Origin of the sequence: Streptomyces pimonensis, assembly GCF_041380215.1 — a bacterium.
Classification (GTDB): domain Bacteria; phylum Actinomycetota; class Actinomycetes; order Streptomycetales; family Streptomycetaceae; genus Streptomyces; species Streptomyces pimonensis.
This window is the reverse complement of record NZ_JAHWZY010000063.1, coordinates 1-19,873: the sequence shown is the minus strand read 5'-3', so window position 1 is coordinate 19,873 and position 19,873 is coordinate 1. Positions and strand designations below refer to the sequence as shown.

The window sequence follows — 19,873 nt, the reverse complement described above, 5'->3', positions numbered from 1 at the left end:
GGTCTTCGAGCACCGGACGCCGGCCGCGCTCGCGGAGGTCTGCGGCACCGTCGGCGAGGAACCGGCGGACGCCGTGGAGGACGACGGCACGGGTCCGGTGGAGCAGACCCCGGTGATGCGCTGGCTGCGGGAGTGGCGGGGCACGGCGGCCGGTTTCCACCAGTCGGTGCTGCTCCGGGTCCCGGCCGGGCTGGGGGAGGAGCGGCTGACGGCGGCGGTGCAGGCGCTGCTGGACCACCATGACGTACTGCGGCTGCGGGTGTCCGCGGACGGGACCTCGGAAGTGGCCGGGCGCGGGTCGGTGGACGCCGCCGCGTGCGTGCGTCGCACGCCCCTGGACGGCGCCGACGTGGCGGAGGAGACGCGGGCGGCGGTGGCGCGGCTGGCGCCGGAGTCGGGCGTGATGGTGCAGGCGGTGTGGTTCGACGCGGGCGCGAAGGCGCCGGGCCGACTGCTGCTGACCGTGCACCACTTCGCTGTGGACGGGGTGTCGTGGCGCATCCTGGTGCCGGACCTGCGGCAGGCGTGGGAGTCGGTGGCGGCCGGTGGGCCGGTGCGGCTGGACCCGGTGGGCACGTCGTTCCGGCGCTGGGCGGGGCTGCTCCGCGAGCGCGCGCACGACCCACGGGTGACCTCCGAACTTCCCTACTGGAAGAAGGTGTTGCGGTCCGGTGAGCCGATGCTCGGCAGTCGGGCCCCGGACTCCGCGCGCGACACCGCCGGCACGGCACGACGGCTGACGGTGACACTGCCCGGTGCGTACACGGCACCGCTGCTGTCGTCGGTCCCGGCCGCCTTCCACGGCGGGGTCGACGACGTGCTGCTGGGCGCGCTGGCCCTCGCCGTGCGGCAGTGGCGCACGGCGCGCGGAGCCGACGCCGACGGCGGTGTGCTGGTCGATTTGGAGGGCCACGGCCGTGACACCGACCGGTCGGACGTGGACCTCTCCCGCACGGTGGGCTGGTTCACCCGCGTCCACCCCGTACGGCTCGACGTCACCGTCTCCGGGGACGATCCGGCGGACGCGGTGAAGCGGGTCAAGGAACAGCTGCGGGAGGTTCCGGGCGACGGCGCGGGGTACGGCCTGCTGCGCCACCTCAACGCCGAGACCGCGCCCGCCCTCGCGGCCCTCGCCGAGCCGCAGATCGGCTTCAACTACCTCGGACGCACACCGATGTCCGCCGCCCCCTCCGGTGCCGACTGGTCGCCGGTCGCACAGGCCGGCGGACCCGACGCCGACCCGGCCGTCCCGCTCGCGCACGCCTTGGACATCAACGCCGTCACGGTCGACGGCCCGGACGGTCCGGTGCTGTCGGCGACGTTCGCGTGGGCGGGCGGTCTGCTCGACGAGGCGGAGGTGCGGGAGCTGGCCGAGCGGTGGCTGCGGGCGCTGGAGACCCTGGCGGGCGAGGGGACCGGCGGCCACACGCCGTCCGACTTCCCTCTCGTACCGGACCTCACCCAGGAGCAGGTGGAGGACCTGGAGGCCGCCCACCCGGGCCTGGAGGACGTCCTCCCGCTCTCCCCGCTCCAGGACGGCTTCCTGTTCCACGCGCTGTACGACGCCCAGGACACCGACGTCTACACGGCCCAGCTCGTACTGGACCTCGAAGGCCCCCTGGACGAGGCGGTCCTGCGCGAGGCGTGGACGGCACTGCTGCGCCGGCACGCCAACCTGCGCGCCGGGTTCGTGCACGACGTCACCGGCACCCCCGTCCAGGTCGTGGTGCGCGACCCCGGACTGCCCTGGCGCACCGTGGACCTGACCGGCGTGCCGGCGACGGAGCACACCGCCCGGCGTGACCGCGTCGCCGAGGAGGAGCGGTCGGCGCGCTTCGACCTGACGCGGCCCCCGCTGCTGAGGATCGCACTGGTCAAGCACGACGAGGAACACCACAGCCTCGTCCTGACGCCGCACCACATCCTGCTCGACGGCTGGTCCATGCCCGTGCTGCTCCGCGAGATGTTCGCGCTGTACGCGGCGCGAGGCCGGGCGGCCGGACTGCCCGCCGTCACTCCGTACGGCGACTACCTCGCCTGGCTCGCGGCCCAGGACCGGGAAGCCGCCAGGGCCGCCTGGACCGCCGAGCTGGCCGGGCTGGACGAACCGACGCTGCTCGCCCCCGGGGCGGCCGGCGTGTCCACGGCCGAACCCGGCCACGTCACCCTGGACGTCCCCTCCGGCACGGTCGCGGCCCTGCACCGGCTGACGCGGGAGGCGGGCCTGACGGTCAACACCCTGGTGCAGGGTGCCTGGGCGGTGCTGCTGTCCCGTACGACAGGCCGTGACGACGTCGTCTTCGGCGCCACGGTCGCGGGCCGCCCGCCCGAGGTCGCCGGTGTCGAGTCCATGGTCGGCCTCTTCATTAACACGCTGCCCGTCCGGGTCGTGCTGGACCCGGGGGCGACCGTCCTCCGGACGCTCACCGCACTCCAGAGCGGCCAGTCGTCCCTGATGAGCCACCAGCACCTCGGTCTGAGCGAGGTCACGCGGCTGTCCGGTCACCCCGCGCTCTTCGACACCCTCGTGGTCTTCGAGAACTACCCGGTCGACCGGGGGGCGTTCGCCCCGCCTGCGGGCGCCTTTGGGCCACGGCTCACCGGAGTCAGGGGCCGGGACGCCACCCACTACCCGCTGAGCCTGATCGTCACCCAGGGGCCCCAGGACTCCCAGGACCCCTCGGACGGGAGTCTCACCCTCCGCCTCGGCTACCAGCCCGCGCACTTCGACCACGTGGACGTGACCGCACTGGCGGAACGACTGGGTCTGCTGCTGCGGGAGTTCGCCACGGAGCCCGGCCGGAACCTGGCGGCCGTCGACGTGCTCCGGGAGGAGGAACGCGAACGGGTCCTCACCCGCTGGAACGACACGGCGGTGCCCCTCGCGCCGACCACCCTGCCGGGGCTGTTCGCCGCCCAGGCCGCCCGTACGCCCGACGCGCCGGCCGTCGTCCACGGGACGCAGCGGCTGACCTACCGCGAGCTGGCCGCCCGCGCCTCCGCCCTCGCCGACCGCCTGCGCCGGGCCGGTGCGGGACCGGAGACCCGTGTCGCCGTCGCCGTGCCCCGCTCCGCCGACCTGGTCGTCGCCCTGCTGGCGGTACTCGAGGCGGGCGCCGCGTACGTCCCCGTCGACCCGGGCCTTCCGGCGGAGCGCGTCGCCCTGCTGCTGGAGGACACCGCACCGGTCCGGATCCTGGTCACCGAGGCGGTGGCGGCACAGTCCGCGCTGCCCGCCGGCGGCACACCCGTCCTCGTCATGGACGCCGGCACCGGAGACGGGACACGCGCCTTCGGAACGGGCACCGCGCTCGACCCGCGCCACCCCGCCTACGTCATCCACACCTCCGGCTCCACCGGCAGGCCCAAGGGCGTGGCCGTCCCGCACGAGGCCGTCGTCAACCGCCTGCTGTGGATGCAGGACGCGTACGGGCTCACCGCCGGGGACCGGGTGCTGCACAAGACCCCGACCGGCTTCGACGTCTCCGTGTGGGAGCTGTTCTGGCCGCTCGTCACCGGTGCGGCCCTGGTCGTCGCCCGTCCCGACGGGCACCGGGACCCGGCCTACCTCGCGGAGCTGATACGCGCCGAAGGCGTGACGACGGCGCACTTCGTGCCGTCGATGCTCGGCGCGTTCCTCGACGAGCCCGCCGCGGCCGGGTGCACCGGACTGCGCCGGGTGGTGTGCAGCGGTGAGGAACTCCCCGCCGACCTGGCGGCCCGCTTCCACACCGTGCTGCCCGAGGTGCCGCTGCACAACCTGTACGGCCCCACGGAGGCGGCCGTCGACGTCACCCACTGGGAGTGCGAGCCGGGCGCGCGGGGCCCCGTGCCGATCGGCCGGCCGGTCTGGAACACCCGGGTGTACGTGCTGGACGCGGCGCTGCGCCCGGCGCCGCCCGGGGCCACCGGCGAGCTGTACCTCGCGGGGGTGCAACTGGCACGCGGCTACCACGGCAGGCCCGCGCCGACCGCCGAACGCTTCGTCGCCGACCCGTACGGCCCGCCCGGCACCCGTCTGTACCGCACCGGCGACCTGGCCCGCCGCCGCGCCGACGGCGCACTGGAGTACCTGGGCCGTGCCGACCAGCAGGTCAAGGTGCGCGGGGTACGGATCGAGCCGGGCGAGGTCGAGGCGGTCCTGCGCGCCCACCCCGGCATCGCCCACGCCGCCGTCGTCGTACGGACCGACGGACGGGGCGAACCGCGGCTGATCGCCTACGCGGTGCCCGCCGTCGCCGGCCCGGCCCCCGTCTCCGTCGAGCCGGCCCTGCTGCGGCGGTACGTCGCGGACCGCATGCCGGAGTACATGGTGCCCGCGGCCGTCGTCACCCTCCCGGACCTGCCCCTCACCGTGAACGGCAAACTGGACCGGAGGGTGCTGCCCGACCCCTCGTTCACCGCGCCCGGAGGAGGGCGCCCGCCGCGCGACGCCGACGAGCGGCTGCTCTGCGAGCTGTTCGCCGAGGTGCTCGGCGTGGACCGGGCCGGCCCCGAGGACAGCTTCTTCGAGCTGGGCGGGCACTCGCTGCTCGCGGTCCGGCTGCTGGGCCGCATCCGCTCGGCCACCGGCTCCGGCACCGCCCTGGGCGTCCGCTCGCTGTTCGAGGCGCCCACCCCCGAGGCCCTGGCCCGTCTGCTGCGTTCCGGCGGCGGGCGCGCAACCGGGGCCGAGGAGGCCGCACGGGCCCTGGAGGTCCTGCTGCCGCTGCGCGCCACGGGCACCCGGCCGCCCTTGTTCTGCGTCCACCCGTGGGCCGGGCTGAGCTGGCCGTACGCCGGCCTGCTCCGTTCCCTCGGCGAGGACCGCCCGCTGTACGGGCTCCAGGCCAGGGGACTGGCCCGGGCCGAGGAACCGCCCGCGTCCGTGGGCGAGATGGCCGAGGACTACCTGGCCCGGATCCGCGAGGTCCGGCCCAAGGGCCCGTACCACCTGCTGGGCTGGTCCTTCGGCGGCCTGGTGGCCCACGAGATGGCGGTGCGGCTGCGCGAGGCGGGGGAGGAGGTCGCGCTGCTGGCCCTGCTCGACGCCTTCCCGCCGGACGCGACCGCCGCCGGGCGTGCCGAGGCCGGCGGACCGCCCTGGCAGGACCGGCCGGACGGCGACGTCCTGGCCCGGCTGCTGCGGTTCCTCGGCCATGAGGCGCCCGGCTCCCCGGACGGCGGCCCGGTGGACGCGGAGGCGGCCCGTGAGGTCCTGCGGCGCGGGGGCGCGCCCCTCACCGACATCCCGTCGCGGACGCTGCGGGTGTGGCCCGGCGTCGCCGCCCGCCACGCCCGGCTGCAAAGGGAGTTCGTCCCCCGGCACTTCGACGGTGACGTCCTGCTGTTCACCGCCGAACCGGACCCGGGGGCGGACGCGCCGGCCCCCTCGTCCTGGGCGCCGTACGTCGGCGGACGCCTCGACCCGCACCCCGTCGCCTGCGGCCACCACGAGATGACCCTGCCCGGCCCCGTCGCGGAGATCGGCCGTGTCCTCGCGGAGCGCCTGGAGGGCGCCGACCACCCCCGCACCACCTGAACCCTGTCCGACCGACCCCACCCACCTCAGTACGGAGCACCCCCATGACCAACCCCTTCGAGAACGACGACGCCCAGTACCTGGTGCTCGTCAACGACGAACTGCAGCACTCCCTCTGGCCGGTCTTCGCCGACGTCCCCGCCGGCTGGACCGTCGCCCTCCCGGCCGCGAGCCGTCAGGAGTGCCTCGATTACGTCGAGAAGAACTGGACGGACATGCGGCCCAAGAGCCTGGCCGACGCCATGGACGAGCGGTGACCGCACCGAGCCCCCGCCCCCTGCCCCCGACCACCCCGGAACACTCCCGTGAGGAGCACGACATGACAGACACCGCACCCGCCGCCTCCCTGCGCGTCGCCCACGTCGAGCTGTACGTCACCGACGCCGAGGCCGCCGCGGCGGCCTTCACCGACGGCTACGGCTTCCAGGTGTGCGCCACCGCCGAACGCGGCGGCCCCGAGGGCGCTTCCCGCTCCCTCACGCTGCGCCAGGGCGACATCGTCCTCGTGGTGACCCAGGCGCTCGACGGCAGCCACCCGGCCGCCGACTACGTGGCCCGGCACGGCGACGGCATAGCCGACATCGCGCTGGCCGCACGCGACGCCCGCGAGGCCTTCGCCGACGCCGTCTCCCGCTCCGCCACGCCCCTCGCCGAGCCCGCCGAGCGGGAGGGCTGGGTCACCGCCGTCGTCGCCGCAGGCTTCGACGACGTACGCCACACCCTGGTCCAGCGTCCCGCCGGCCACACGGACACCGCAGTCCCGCTGCCCGGCTTCGAGCCGGTGGCGGGGGCCGCCGCCCCCGGGGAGCCGGCGCCGGTGGGCCTGACGGTCCTCGACCACGTCGCGGTCAGCGTCCCCACGGGCCGGCTGGCCGAGAGCACCGGCTACTACGAGCGGGTCTTCGGCTACGCGTCCGTGTACGAGGAGCTGATGGTCCAGGGCAGCGAGGCCATGGACTCCAAGGCGGTCCGCAGCCCCGCCGGAGACCTCACCTTCACCGTCCTCGCCCCGAGCCCGGAGCACGACGCCGGTCACATCGGTGACTTCCTGGAGCGGCACGGCAGCGGTGGCGTGCACCACCTGGCCTTCGCCACCACCGACATCGTCGGCGCCGTCGACCGGATGCGCGAGCGCGGCATCGTCTTCCTCGGCACCCCCGACACGTACTACGACCGGCTGGAGCAGCGCCTCCAGCTGAACCGCCACTCGATCGCCGAGCTGCGCAAGGGCCGCATCCTCGCCGACGAGGACCACGGCGGCCAGCTCTTCCAGATCTTCACGCGGACCGTCCACCCCAGGCGCACGGTCTTCTACGAGGTCATCGAGCGCGCCGGCGCGGACAGCTTCGGCGGCGGCAACGTCCGCGCGCTGTACGACGCCGTACAGGCGGAGAAGGCCGAGCACGAGGCCGCCGCGAACGCCGACGGGGAGACCGCGTGACCGTCCCGGCACTCGCCGACCTGCTCACCCCCGCCGACGCGGAGGCCCTGGCGGCGGCGGTCCTGCCCGCCGCCGTGGAGCGCTTCGTCGGCGGGGCGGCGGGCGCGGAACTCACGCTCCGCGCCAACCGCGCCGCGTTCGACCGGCTCCACCTCGTCCCCCGGGTGCTCGCGGACGTCTCGTCCGTCGGCACCACCCGCACCCTGCTCGGCACGGAAAGCGCCCTCCCGGTGGCCGTGGCCCCGATGGCGTACCAGAGGGCCGTGCACCCGGACGGCGAACCGGCCGCCGCCCGCGCCGCCCGGGACGCCGGCGTCCCGTTCACCGCGTGCACCTTCAGCAGCACCGCCGTGGAGGACATCACCGCCACCGGCGCCACCACCTGGTTCCAGCTGTACTGGCTGCGCGACCGCGGCCACACCGGGGAACTGCTGGAGCGCGCGGAGGCGGCCGGCTGCCGCGCGCTGATGCTGACCGTCGACACACCGAGGATGGGACGCCGGGCGGCCGACATGCGCGGCGCCTTCACCTTGCCCGACGGAGTGTCGCCCGTGCACTTCGGTGCCCGCCCCGACGGCGTGCCGCGCACCGCGAGCAGCGGTGTGAGCGCGGTCGCCGCGCAGACCGCCAACGTCGTCGACCCGTCCCTCAGCTGGGCCGACCTGGACTGGCTGCGCGCACGCACCCGGCTGCCACTGATCCTCAAGGGCGTGCTGGACCCCGACGACGCCGAACGCGCTGCGGCCTGCGGCGCGGACGCGCTGGTGGTCTCCAACCACGGCGGCCGCCAGCTCGACGGGGCCCTGCCCGCACTCGACGCCCTGCCCGCCGTGGCGGAGGCCGTCGCGGGGCGGTGCGAGGTGCTCCTCGACAGCGGTGTCCGCAGCGGTACGGACGTCCTGAAGGCCCTCGCCCTCGGCGCGGACGGAGTACTGCTGGGCCGCCCCGTGCTGTGGGGCCTGGCGGCCGGCGGACACCAAGGCGTGCTCAGGGTCCTCCACCTGCTCGGCGAGGAACTGGAGTCGGCCCTCGCACTGGCCGGCTGCCCGGACCTCGCCGCGGCGGCACGGCTGCGCACCGTCGCCGGACCGGGAGGCGAACCGCGATGACCACGGCGAGCACGTTCACGGACGGCCTCGACCTCACCGCGCTGCACCGCTCGGCGGGCGACCCGCTGCTCTCCTCGATGAACTTCCTCAACGAGATCGCGGGCCGCCACCCGGACGCCCTCTCCCTCGCCGCCGGCACACCGTACGAGGGGTTCTACGACGTCGAGGACGTCCACCGCGCGCTGCGGGTCTTCAGCGACCACCTGCGCACCGAACAGGGATACGACGAGGAGCGGGTCCGGCGCACCCTGCTCCAGTACGGACGCACCAAGGGCATCATCCACGAGCTGATCGCCCGCCAGCTGTCCGTGGACGAGGGCATCCAGGTCGACCCGGAGGCCGTCCTCGTCACCACGGGCTGCCAGGAGGCGTTGTTCCTCACCCTGCGGCTGCTGCGCCGCGACGACCGTGACGTGCTGCTGGCCGTCACGCCCGCCTACGTCGGCGTCACCGGGGCGGCACGCCTCCTGGACCTGCCGGTGCACCCGGTCGCCGAGGGACCGGACGGCGTCGACCTGGACGACCTGCGGCGGCGCATCGGCGGGGCCCGCGCCGCAGGGCTGCGCCCGCGCGCCCTGTACGTCGTCCCCGACCACGCCAATCCCTCGGGCATCCGGATGCCCGAGCCGGTGCGCCGCGACCTCCTCGACCTGGCGGAACAGCAGGACATCCTCCTCCTGGAGGACAATCCGTACGGCCTCTTCCCGCGCCGGGGACACCGGCTCCCGACTCTGAAGGCGCTGGACACCGCGCGCCGTGTCGTCCACCTCGGTTCGCTGGCGAAGACGGTGTTCCCGGGGGTACGGATCGGCTACGCGGTGGCCGACCAACCGGTCGGTTCGGGACCTTATCTGGCGGACCTGCTCGCCAAGGCCAAGAGCATGGTCACCGTCAACACCTCGCCGATCGCCCAGGCCGTGGCCGGGGGCAGGCTGCTGGAGCACGGGTGCAGCCTGGTCCGCGCCAACGAACGGGAGCGCGAGGTGTACCGGGAGGGCCTCGACCGGATCGTCGGCGGGCTGGCCCGCCGCTTCCCCGACCCGTCGGCGTCCGGGGTGAGGTGGAACAGTCCCGAGGGCGGATTCTTCGTCGTCGTCGACGTGCCGTTCGACGTCACCGACGCGGCACTGGAGCGCTCGGTCCGCGACCACCGCGTGCTGTGGACGCCGCTGCACCACTTCTACGACGCGGCGGCGTCGGAGACCGGAGCCGGTGTCGGGCCGTTGCGCTGTCTGCGCCTGTCGTGCAGCGCTCTCGGACCGGAGGAGACCGAGGAGGCGCTCGACCGGTTCGCCGCCTTCGTACGCTCGGCCTGAGCGCGGCGCTTGCGGTAAGCGGGCCGGTCACCGGCCCCGCGCCTCGGCACGGAACCCGGGCGCCGTCCGGCCCCGGGGCTCCGTGCGCTCGAGGCCGTCCGGGCCGGACCGACGAGCGGCCGTCGCCCCTGCCGAGGGCCCGGACGGCCGGGGAACGGCTCCCCGAATCCGCCCGGGCCCGGCCGGCGGTGTCAGCGGTTCATGGCTGCCCAGAACTCGTCGAAGGACATCCGGCGGTCACCGTCGGTGTCGAGCGAGTCGATCAGTCCCCGGGCCTCCGACTCGGTGATCTCGTCGCCCTCCAGCTCCGTCACGACCTGCCGGTACTCCTCCGCGGTGACCAAACCGTCACCGTCCAGGTCGTAGCGCTCGAAGACACTCCGCGCCGCCTTCTCCACCCTGTCCGCCATGTGCCTCTTCCTTCCGCGATCTTCGCTGACGGCGCCAGCCTATCCGTCGGTCCTCGAGCGACCTGACGAGCGGGCCCGCCCTTTCTTGCCCGGCGCCCCGCCCCGACCGGCACACCGCGAGGCGCCCCTCCGCGGCGCACCGCTGACAGGAGGACGGGCTCCTCCTTCGGCGAAGACCCGGATGCGGTCCGCTCCGGCGAGGGCGCGGACGTCGGCGCTGTCGTTCGGTGCCGTCGGTCCGGGAAGTCCATCAGCCGCGCCCTTCGACGGCGTGCCCCGGCGGCCGGTGCCGCCCTCTCGCTCGTGCCGCTCTGCCCGCGTACCGCCCCGCGAGCCGACAGCACGGCCCCGAGGAGCGGCTGCGCGCGGCGCGAGCGCTGCTTGTCCGCCGGCTGCCGCGTACAGTGGGTGGTGCAACCCCTGCCGGGCCTGCGGCACCCTGGTGCCGTGGCCGACTGCCGGTTTGTCCGGCAGCAGGTGGAGGTGCGCCATGACATACGACCGTCCCCTCTCCGACGCCGTTCCCGGCCCGCCCGGTGCCGCACGGGAATGGCGGCACCGGGCCGCGTGCGCGGACGAAGACCCGGAGCTGTTCTTCCCGCTGGTCGAACGGGAGCGCGATCCTCAGGTGATGAGGGCCCGTGCGGTGTGCCGCTGCTGTCCGGTCCTGCTCGCCTGCCGTCTCTGGGCCATCAGGTACGGGGAGGACGTGGGCATCTGGGGCGCCACGACCGCCGCGCAGCGGCGTGCTATCCGCCGGGCGCTGCTCGCCGAACGGTAGGGGCGAGATTCCTGGAGAACGGTGCACGAACCTCGCCGGGCGCAGTCGGCCGGCGGTACCGGGAGACGGTTGCTGCGGCAGGTCCAGGCCGTGGCCGACACCGCGGGCGGGACCGAGGGGCATCGCGGCGCCGGCTGCGGCAGCACGTGGCCGGTGCCCGCGCCGCGGTGTCGTCGGGGCGGGGGAGCTCAGCCGGGGGTGATACGGCCGCGCCAGGCTCCGGACTCGTCCCCTCGCTGCTCGATGTAGTCCTTGAAGCGCTGCATGTCACCCTTGACACGCCGGTCGATCGTCCCCAACATGTCCGCGGCCTTCTCCGCGGCTCCGCTCGGTTCGACATCCATCACGAGTTCCACCCGGGTGTGGCCGTCGTCCACGCGCTGGAAGCGCACCGTGCCCTTCTGCTGGACGTCGCCGCTGGTGGTGCGCCAGGTGATCCGCTCGTCGGGGAGCTGGTCGACGATCTCGGTGTCGAACTCCCGCCGTACCCCGCCGATCTTGGTGGTCCAGTGGTTGTGGCGGGCGTCGATTTGTGTGATCTCCTCGACGCCCTCCATGAAGTTCGGGAACTCCTCGAACTGGGTCCACTGGTTGTAGGCGGTGTGGACCGGAACCTCGACTTCCACTGCTTCCTTGACAGTGCTCATATCGGGCCTCCTTTCGTGTTGGGGCGAGTCGCGCCGGGGCGAGTACCCGGGAAGGCCGCGGCCTACCGGGGCAGCGGACGGGGAGGCGCCCGCAGGCCGGCGTCCGGCCGGTCAGCCGCTCCACAGGCCGAACCCGAGGTGCCCGATGCCGGTGAAGTGCACTTCGTCCGAGGGGCACCGGCGCAGCGGCCGCCGTCCTGGAAGCGGGTCCCCCGCGGGCTCCGACGGTGATCCGCCTAAGCCGTCGGCCGGTGACGCCGGCCTGTCGGACCTCGAGGAGGCGCGCGGCGCACCGAGGCGGCGGGGTGGTGATCGGGTGCCGGACGCGGGCGTCGTCGTACAGCAGGGGTGTCGGTGTCCGGCCGAAGTGATCCCTCGCCGCGTGCGGCTGCGCCTCCCCTCCCCCTCGGCCTTTGTGAGGTGGAGGAGCGGGCGCCCGGGCATGATGCGGGCGCTCCGTGCGGGGGTCCGTCACCGGTGCGTCAAGTCCGGACACGCTCGAGGATGCGTCATACTCTCCGTATGAGGCCGAGCATGACGCCTGGGTGCGGCGGGATCACCGTACGACGGGCCGTCGCCCGGGACGCCAAGCGGCTCACGCGGCTCGTGCGCGGCTCGCGGGCCTACGAGGGCCAGTACGCGGCGATGGTCGCGGGCTACCGCGTCGGCCCCGACTACATCGAAGCCCACGAGGTCTTCGTGGCCGTCGACACCGAGGATCCCGCGGGCCGGGTGCTCGGTTTCTACTCGCTGGTCCTCGTGCCGCCGGAGCTGGACCTGCTCTTCGTCGCGGACGGGACGCAGGGCCGCGGCATCGGACGGCTGCTCGTCGAGCACATGAAGGCCGAGGCGCGGGCGGCGGGGCTGGAACGTGTCCGTGTGGTGTCGCACCCCCCGGCCGAGGGGTTCTACCGCAAGGCGGGCGCGCTGCTCACCGGGACCGCCTCGGCGAACCCGCCCGCGGTGGCGTGGGACCGGCCCGAACTGGAGTTCCTGATCCTGTGAGCTTCTGCGGTGCCGTCCCTCCAGGGTGAGGACGACCGCGGCGACCGACGGTGCTCGACGCCCGCGTCGACTGACTGCGGTGTGACCTGATGCGGACGACCCGGGGGTGCCCGGCATGACAAGCTGTGCTTTCACTGCACGACCTCAGGAGGTCACCATGACTGCAGATTCTCCCTTGCAAGAGGGCCCGGAGACGACCGGTGCCGAAAGCGGCGCCCTGGCGCCCGACGACGACGGCCAGTACGACCTGAAGGGCAAGTTCCGGGAGGCCCTGGCACGCAAGCGGGACAAGCAGGCGCAGGCCGCGGCCCGCGCCGAGAACACCGACGGGGCGAAGGTCCGCGGCGCGCACGGCCCGGCTGCGAGCCGGCGGTCGTTCCGACGCAAGAGCGGCGGCTGATTTCGAACCGCCGCCGGACGGGACTCGGCGAGACACCGCTCGGCCGCCTCGCCGGGCGTGCCCGGCCCTGAACGCGGACGGGCGCGACTCCTCGTGAGGACGGCAAGGCCGTATGTCCGGCGGGGGCGGTCCGCCCGTTGCCGGTGCGGAGGTTCTCGGTCGGTGAGCAGCCGGTCGACGGCGTGATCAGCACGCTGACGCCGACCGGTGCGGGCTCCGTACCGGACGCGGAGAACTCTCGCACCGCGTGGCGGCCGGCCGGCGGGAACCGGAGCCGGGACCCCGCCCTGCCCCCGGAGCACGCTCCGATTCTCTCCACGCACCGTCCTTGACGGTGAAGACCTGGGGGCGTACGGATGCCGCGAGCGGACCGGGCTGTGACCTCGGAGCGGTGAGTGCGGACGTGAAGTCCCTGTCCGGTACCGGTGCGGCGATCCGTCGGCGCTCCGTCGTGCGGGGGCTCGCTCTGCCCTTCCCCTGCACGGCCGCCGGGCGGGCCGGCCGGCGGCAGGTGCGGAGGGCCACCGGCGGTTGCGCCGATCGTGGCCGCGGCAGCCGGCCGATGCGGCCGCCCGGGCCGGCCGCCTGCCCGGCCCGGGGCCGGGCAGGCGCCCGCCGTCAAGGGGTGCCCAGACCGTGCACGGTGGTCAGGCCGGTGAGCCCGGACACCTCCAGTACGGGGGCCAGGAGCGGAGTGGCGATCAGCTCGATGCGATCGACGTGGCGGAAGAGGACGCTCAGACCGGCGCTGTCGAGGTACTCGATCCCGGTCAGATCGATGACGAGCGGTCCCTCCGTGGTCTCGATCGCGGTGGCGAGCGTGTCGGTGTTGCTCATGTCTATTTCACCCACGGCCGTCAACTGGGTGACGCCGTCGGGCCGTCGACTGGGAGTCAAGGTCAGGAGCGTGGTCATCAGGCGATCCTCGTGTGCATGTCGACGGTGGTACCGGCGGCGCCGGAGGTGATGGTGACCTGGTGCATCAGCGCCCGCATCAGCGCCACACCACGGCCACGATGGGCGTTGGCCTCGGGCTGGGGCGTCTTCCAGCGGCCGGTGTCGGCGACGGTGAGGCGCAGGTCGTCGACCAGCGCCTCGGCACGGAGCCGGACCGTGTCGCCGGGGGTGTCCCGGTGGCCGTGCTCGATGGCGTTGGCGCAGGCCTCCCCTGCTGCCACCAGTACGTTCTGGACGGTGTGCGGGGGGAGCTCACACTGGGTGAGCCAGCTGCGCAGGGCCTTGCGGACCGGCGCCAGCTGCGCGGACTCGGCGGGAAAGGACACGTCCAGTGGCGCCGGGTGCCGGTACAGCAGGAGCGCCACGTCGTCGTCGTAGCCGTCGGCGGGCGCCAGCTGCGCCATGACCTGGGTGGCGAGGTCGTCGACCGCGACGTCACGGCCGGCCTGGACGGCTTCGCCGGCCTGGTCGATGCCGGCCGTCAGAGGACGGCGCCGGCGTTCCACGAGACCGTCGGTGTACAGCAGGAGGGTGGCACGAGCCGGTACGGTGCAGGTGCCTTCGGGGCGCTCCCGGCCGGGACGCACGGCCAGCGGCACGGAGCGCCCCTCGTCGAGGAGGACGGTCGTGCCGTCGGGATGGGTGAGGATGCCCGGCGGGTGTCCGGCGCTGGAGTAGGTGAGGCTGCCGGTGTCCGGGTCGAGGACCCCGCAGAACACGGTGGTGCATACGGCGCCGGGGACACCGGCGGCGAAGTGGTCCAGGGCCATCAGGGTCTGTGCGGGGCTGGAGTCCTGGAGCAGCAGGGCGCGGCAGGCACTGCGCAGCTGACCCATGACGGTGGCGGCTTCGAGGCCGCGTCCGACGCAGTCGCCGACGACGATGCCGATGCGCCCGTCCTGGAGCCGGACGGTGTCGTACCAGTCGCCGCCGACCTCCAGGGGACGGGTGGCGGGTTCGTAGCGGACGGCGAAGCCCTCGGGGAGGTCGGCCGGACCGAGGATGGAGCGTTGCAGGGCGAGAGCCGTCTCGCGCTGCTGGTCGATCTGATGGGCGCGGGCCAGACCCTGGGCGAGCTGCCCGGCCAGGAGGGACAGCAGCAGCTGATCCTCGTTGGTGAAGGGCCGGTGGTCACCGAGATCGAGCCACACCAGCATGGTTCCCTCCGGGTGGCCGACCGTGATGCCCGCTCCCGAGGCGTCGACGACGGGCGTCAGCAGGGGCCGGTCCAGCCAGGCGGACAGCTGCTCCCGTCGCTCGGTGGGCAGGTCCTGCCAGTGCAGGCCGGCCTCGGTCGCCGTCACCGACACCTCCTGGCCGTCGATCGCGACGGCGGCCAGCACGCGCTTGGCACGCCACAGGTTCTTCAGCTCCTTCAGAGAGCCATCGAGGGCCTCCGTCAGACTGGTCGCCTGGGTCAGCCGCATGCTCAGGGAAGCCTGGGCGCTCTTGCGCTGGACGGCGTAGTGCTCGGCGGTGACGTCACGGAAGGTCCCGACGGTCACCCGGCGCCCGGTGTCCGGATCCTGTGCCTGGTTGAAAGTGGCCGTCACCCACAGCCGGTGCCCGTCCCGGTGTGTCACGGGAATGGTGTAGGAGCCCTTGGGATCGTTCAACAACTGCGAGAAGGCGTCGTCGACCTCGCGGTACGCGTCGGGATCGGTCCCGGCGTCCGGCCACCAGGGGTGGACCGGCCGGTAGGGGAGACCGTCGGAGCCGTAGCCGAGGATGTCGGTGAAGGCCGCGTTGATCTCGACGACGGCACCCTCCTCGTCGCAGACGAAGAACGCCTCCTGCAGAGAGTCCACCAGCGCCTTGCGCCAGCGCGCCTGATGGTTGCGCAGCCGCGCCAGTTCGACGTTGGCCCTCACCCGGGCAAGCAGTTCGGCCGCGGCGAACGGCTTGACGAGGTAGTCGTCGGCACCGGCCCGCAGGCCTTCGATGGACGCCTCCTGCCCGGCCCGTGCGGACAGCAGCACCACCGGCACCGACGCGGTGCGCGGATCGGTGCGCAGTGCGGCCACGAGACCGAGCCCGTCCAGGCCCGGCATCATCACGTCGCTGATCACCAGGTCGGGAGCGTCGGCACGGACCGCCTGCAACGCCGCCAGGCCGTCCTCGGCGGTGTCCACCTGGTACCCGGCGCCGTCCAGGAGACGTGTGAGGTATTCACGCATGTCGGCGTTGTCGTCGGCCACGAGCACACGCGCCGGGACGCCGGGAGCGGTGGCGTAGCCCGACGGGTCGGCCGCCGTCGCCGTGGTGCGCGCGCCCGCGGCGACCTTGCTCGGAAGCCAGCGCAGTGCCTCCTGCACGTAGGGGTCCGCGGTCGACACCCCACGGCCGTCCTCGGCCGGAGCGAGGGCGTCGGGGGGCAGGTGGGACGCGCCGAACGGCAGACGGACGGTGAAGCGGGTGCCCTCGCCCTCGGTACTGTCGGCGGTGATCGTGCCGCCGTGCAGACCGATCAGTTCCTTGACCAGGGCCAGGCCGATGCCGCTGCCCTCGTTGGAGCGGGAGCGGGCGTTCTCGATGCGGTGGAACCGTTCGAACAGCCGCGGCACCTCCTGCCGGGGCACTCCGACGCCGGTGTCGGTGACGGTGACGACGGCGTGCGTGTCCCGGGCCCGTACGGTGACGTCGATCGATCCCTCGAAGGTGAACTTCAGCGCGTTGCTCAGCAGGTTCAGGATCACCTTCTCCCACATCTCGTGGTCGACGTACACCGGCTCGGGGAGCCGGTCGCAGTCGATGCGGAAGTCCAGGCCGGCCTTGTCGACGGCGGACCGGAACACGCTGGCCAGGTCGGCGGTGACCTGGGACAGGTCGACCGGTTCGTAACGGGCCCGCATCCGGCCGGCCTCGATGCGGGAGAAGTCCAGCAGGGAGTTGACCAGCTTGCCCAGCCGCAGGCCGTTGCGGTGGACGACCTCCAGTTCCTCCCGGACATGGGCATCGGCGTCCGCGAGCCGGGAGCGCAGCTCCTCCACCGGCCCCATGATCAAAGTCAGGGGGGTGCGGAACTCGTGGCTGATGTTCGAGAAGAAGGCGGTCTTGGCCCGGTCCAGCTCCGCGAGATCCTCGGCCCGCCGCTGCTGCGCCTCGTGGCTGCGGGCGCTGGCGATCCCCGCCGCGAGGTGACCGGCGGTGAGGTCGAGGAAGCCGCGGTAGGCGTCGTCCAGGACCCGGTACCGGTTCAGGCCGGCCACCAGGAATCCATAGAGGGCACCGCCCTGTTGCAGCAGCGGCAGCACCAGCGCCTGTGAGGGCGGCTGCTGCCAGTCACCGGTCGGGAGAGGCCCGTCGAACGGAACGTCGTCGAGCGGCACCAGCACGGCTTCACCGTGTTTCAGCGACGCCACGGGCCAGGTGCCGGAGCCGTCGGGCGGCAGGGTTTCGAGGGCGGCCGGGTGGCCCGCGGCCAGTCCGGTGGTGTCCGACAGGCGGGCGGTGCCGTCGGTCCCCAGGAGGTACGTCAGCGTGAAGGGGAGGTCGCGTTTGTTCCGGGCCAGCTGCTGGTGGGCGAAGGCGAGCCATTCCTGCTCGGTGCGGACCACACTGGGATCGGAGCCGAGGTCGCGCAGGGTCGCCATCCGGCGCTCGCCGATGACGCGCTCGGTCTCCTCGCTGACCACGCACAGCATGCCGACCACCGTGCCGGAGTCGTCGCGCAGCGGACTGTAGCTGAAGGTGTGGTAGCTCTCCTCCGGATAACCGGACCGTTCCAGGAACAGCAGCAGCCCCTCGTCCCAGGTCGCCTTCCCCGTGGTCGTCACGGTGTCGATCCGCGGGCCGATGTCCTTCCAGATCTCCGCCCACACCTCACTGGCAGGCCGTCCCAGCGCCCACGGGTACTTGGCGCCCAGAGTGTCGCGCCGGTAGGCGGCGTTGCAGAAGAACGTCAGTTCCGGGCCCCACGCCATCCACATCGAGAACCGGGACGACAGCAGGATGCTCACCGCTGTCCGCAGACTCTGCGGCCACTGCTCCGGCGGACCCAGCGGGGTCGCCGACCAGTCCACCCGGGCGAGGTCCGGGCCGACCTCCTCGTCGGCAGTGAACACCTCTGCCCCGGGCGCTGCCACGATCTCGCGCGCAGCGTCTTCCGAACGCCCCACCGGACACCCTTTCCCTCGCACCGCCCGGGTGGGCGGTCGCGTCGACGGCCCCGGCCGACCGATCCCGCCCCGCCCTGTCGAGCGCCCGCACCGTCCGAGAACAACACCGGGGAGGTCACCTGGGCCGCCCCCGCCACTGCTGCCGTCGCGGCCTGGGGGCCGGGGGGCCGCCCGCCACTTGCAACGACTTCGTAGGATAAGCCAGCCGCCGGGCACCTACCGACCGGCAGGCGAAGAGCAAGCCCGAGAACGATGGACCAGGGGAGACGATGACGGCGAGCCCTGTGCGGACTGCCTCGGCGGTGCCGGTCGCCGAGGAGGTGCGGCTGGCCGCCGTCCGTCGCTACCGGATACTGGACACGCCGCCCGACGGCGCCTTCGACCGGATCGCGTCCCTGGCGGCACGCCTCTTCGACGCGCCCATGGCCACCGTGGCGATCGTCGACACCGACCGGGTGTGGTTCAAAGCCGCCCACGGCCTCGACGGCATCACCGAGATCGACCGCGGACCAGGTCTGTGCGCCTCCGCCATCCTCCACGGTGAGCCCTACGTGGTGAAGGACGCCGGCGCCGATGTGCGTGCGCTCGCCGATCCCCTGGTCCAGGGGGAGCCGGGCGTCCGTTTCTATGCCGCCGCGCCGATCACCACGGCCGACGGACAGCGTCTGGGCACCCTCAACGTCCTGGACACCCGCCCCCGCGAACCCACCGACGACCAGCTCGAAGCCTTGCAGGACCTGGCCGCCCTCGTCATGGACGAGCTCGAACTGCGGCTGTCGGCCATGCGTACGATCGCGGCCGAGCGCGACCGGCGCGCCGAGGCCGAACGCCTCGCACGAGCCCTGCAGCGCACCCTGCTGCCGCCCACCCTGCCCGACGTGCCCGGTCTGCACGCCGCTGCCGCCTATCACCCGGCCTCCGCGGACGAGGTGGGCGGGGACTTCTACGATCTGTTCCCACTGGACGACGGACGGTGGGCGTTCTTCCTGGGCGATGTGTGCGGCAAGGGCGCGGGTGCTGCGGCGCTGACCTCGTTGACCCGTTACACCCTGCGCGCCGCCGCCATCTACGACCCGGACCCGTGCGCCGCGCTGGCCAACCTGGACAGCGTCCTCAAGGGCGAGTACCAGGGCAGTGACCCGCGTTACTGCACAGCGGCCTTCGGTGTCCTGCAGCCCCTGTCCGACGGCTCCCACTCCATCACGCTGGCCGGCGGCGGGCACCCCTCCGCCCTGGCCGTGCGCGCGGACGGTTCCGTGGAGCCGATCTCCACGGCGGGCGGCCAACTCGTCGGCATGCTGCCCGACCCGCAGTTCGTGCAGACCACCACACGGCTGCGGCCCGGTGAGAGTCTCCTGCTGTACACGGACGGCCTCACGGAAGCACGTACCGCCGACGGCATGATGCTCGGTGAGGACGGTCTCACCCGCCATCTGACCGCCACGGCCCCTCGCACAGCACACGAACTGCTGCACTCGGTGGAGACGCTGTTGCAGCAGCTGGGCGACGGTGTCAGCGACGACACCGCCTGCCTGGCCCTGTCCGTACCCGCACCTTCCACGCCCCGCCCTCAGGAGAACCGGTGATCGAGAACGAGTACCTCCTGGCAGTCACCCCGCACCAGACCCCCTCGGGACCTCTCGTCCTGGAGGTCAGGGGCGAACTGGACCACCACACCGCCCACCTTCTGTCCCGAGCGGTCGAGGACGCCCCCTTCGACGACAGCGGCGTGGTCATCGACCTGACCGGTCTGACCTACTGCGACTCCACGGGCATCACCGTGCTCATCGGCGCCTACCAGAGGGCACAGGCCACCGGCGCTCCGCTCGGCCTGGCCGGTGTCAATCCTGACCAGATGCGCGTCTTCACCGTCGTGGGACTCGACCAGGTCTTCACGTTCCACCCCAGCACCGAGGCGGCCGTCGCGTCCTTGCGGAAGTGACCTGGCCACCCGCTCCGGCTCCCTCGTCCGGGCGGCGACGGACGTACCGTCAGTGCCCGACAGGGGCCGAGTCAGCCGGCACACACACGTCCGGCTGACACAGGACGAGGGGACGCCCCGGTCGGTCGGAGCGGTGGGGGAGGGGCTGGGGGCCGAACGGACCGGCCGCCACCGAGCTAGCCCCGTACTTCGCGGGTCACTGATTCGTATGGTGTGACCGGCCCGA

The 19,873-nt window shown here is 73.4% G+C and carries 14 protein-coding genes; 10 read left to right on the top strand and 4 right to left on the bottom strand.

Annotated elements, in window-relative coordinates:
• The 5 genes from KYY02_RS32410 to KYY02_RS32390 form a co-directional block, all read left to right on the top strand.
• The coding region (locus tag KYY02_RS32410) for a non-ribosomal peptide synthetase (RefSeq protein ID WP_371244393.1) at positions 1 to 5,521 on the top strand (5,521 nt) is incomplete at its 5' end.
• A 44-nt stretch (positions 5,522 to 5,565) separates the two neighbouring features.
• Positions 5,566 to 5,778 carry an MbtH family protein gene (locus KYY02_RS32405; RefSeq protein WP_371244390.1) on the top strand — a complete coding sequence of 71 codons (213 nt, stop codon included), beginning with the start codon at positions 5,566 to 5,568 and terminating at the stop codon, positions 5,776 to 5,778.
• 62 nt (positions 5,779 to 5,840) lie between these two features.
• Positions 5,841 to 6,962: a 4-hydroxyphenylpyruvate dioxygenase gene (gene hppD, locus KYY02_RS32400; protein WP_371244388.1), complete on the top strand. Its 1,122-nt coding sequence runs from the start codon at positions 5,841 to 5,843 to the stop codon at positions 6,960 to 6,962.
• Positions 6,959 to 8,071 carry an alpha-hydroxy acid oxidase gene (locus KYY02_RS32395; RefSeq protein WP_371244386.1) on the top strand — a complete coding sequence of 371 codons (1,113 nt, stop codon included), beginning with the start codon at positions 6,959 to 6,961 and terminating at the stop codon, positions 8,069 to 8,071. The genes hppD and KYY02_RS32395 overlap by 4 nt, the downstream gene beginning before the upstream one ends.
• Positions 8,068 to 9,387, top strand: coding sequence for an aminotransferase-like domain-containing protein (locus KYY02_RS32390; RefSeq protein ID WP_371244383.1), 1,320 nt, complete (start codon positions 8,068 to 8,070; stop codon positions 9,385 to 9,387). Before KYY02_RS32395 ends, KYY02_RS32390 begins: the two co-directional genes overlap by 4 nt.
• A 191-nt stretch (positions 9,388 to 9,578) precedes the next feature.
• Here the strand turns inward: KYY02_RS32390 and KYY02_RS32385 are convergent, their stop codons facing one another.
• Complete coding sequence (locus KYY02_RS32385; RefSeq protein WP_371244380.1) at positions 9,579 to 9,797, bottom strand: EF-hand domain-containing protein; 219 nt, start codon at positions 9,795 to 9,797, stop codon at positions 9,579 to 9,581.
• A 490-nt stretch (positions 9,798 to 10,287) separates the two neighbouring features.
• Between KYY02_RS32385 and KYY02_RS32380 the strand changes: the two genes are divergently transcribed.
• Complete coding sequence (locus tag KYY02_RS32380; protein WP_371244377.1) at positions 10,288 to 10,578, top strand: WhiB family transcriptional regulator; 291 nt, start codon at positions 10,288 to 10,290, stop codon at positions 10,576 to 10,578.
• A 188-nt stretch (positions 10,579 to 10,766) separates the two neighbouring features.
• Here KYY02_RS32380 and KYY02_RS32375 read toward each other — a convergent pair whose 3' ends face one another.
• Complete coding sequence (locus KYY02_RS32375; RefSeq protein ID WP_371244373.1) at positions 10,767 to 11,225, bottom strand: SRPBCC family protein; 459 nt, start codon at positions 11,223 to 11,225, stop codon at positions 10,767 to 10,769.
• Positions 11,226 to 11,729: 504 nt separating this feature from the next.
• On the opposite strand from KYY02_RS32375, the gene KYY02_RS32370 reads away from it, so the two are divergent.
• Positions 11,730 to 12,230, top strand: a complete 501-nt coding sequence (locus tag KYY02_RS32370; protein WP_371244371.1) for a GNAT family N-acetyltransferase — start codon at positions 11,730 to 11,732, stop codon at positions 12,228 to 12,230.
• Between the two features lie 157 nt (positions 12,231 to 12,387).
• Complete coding sequence (locus KYY02_RS32365; RefSeq protein ID WP_371244367.1) at positions 12,388 to 12,630, top strand: DUF5302 domain-containing protein; 243 nt, start codon at positions 12,388 to 12,390, stop codon at positions 12,628 to 12,630.
• Between the two features lie 618 nt (positions 12,631 to 13,248).
• On the opposite strand, the gene KYY02_RS32360 is transcribed toward KYY02_RS32365, so the two are convergent.
• Together KYY02_RS32360 and KYY02_RS32355 are read right to left on the bottom strand one after the other, a co-directional pair.
• Positions 13,249 to 13,545: an STAS domain-containing protein gene (locus tag KYY02_RS32360; protein ID WP_371244363.1), complete on the bottom strand. Its 297-nt coding sequence runs from the start codon at positions 13,543 to 13,545 to the stop codon at positions 13,249 to 13,251.
• Positions 13,545 to 17,705: a SpoIIE family protein phosphatase gene (locus tag KYY02_RS32355; protein ID WP_371244361.1), complete on the bottom strand. Its 4,161-nt coding sequence runs from the start codon at positions 17,703 to 17,705 to the stop codon at positions 13,545 to 13,547. Before KYY02_RS32355 ends, KYY02_RS32360 begins: the two co-directional genes overlap by 1 nt.
• 269 nt (positions 17,706 to 17,974) lie before the next feature.
• Between KYY02_RS32355 and KYY02_RS32350 the strand changes: the two genes are divergently transcribed.
• Complete coding sequence (locus KYY02_RS32350) at positions 17,975 to 19,291, top strand: PP2C family protein-serine/threonine phosphatase (protein WP_371244359.1); 1,317 nt, start codon at positions 17,975 to 17,977, stop codon at positions 19,289 to 19,291.
• Positions 19,288 to 19,647, top strand: coding sequence for an STAS domain-containing protein (locus KYY02_RS32345; protein ID WP_371244357.1), 360 nt, complete (start codon positions 19,288 to 19,290; stop codon positions 19,645 to 19,647). The genes KYY02_RS32350 and KYY02_RS32345 overlap by 4 nt, the downstream gene beginning before the upstream one ends.
• The last annotated feature ends 226 nt before the right edge of the window (positions 19,648 to 19,873 follow it).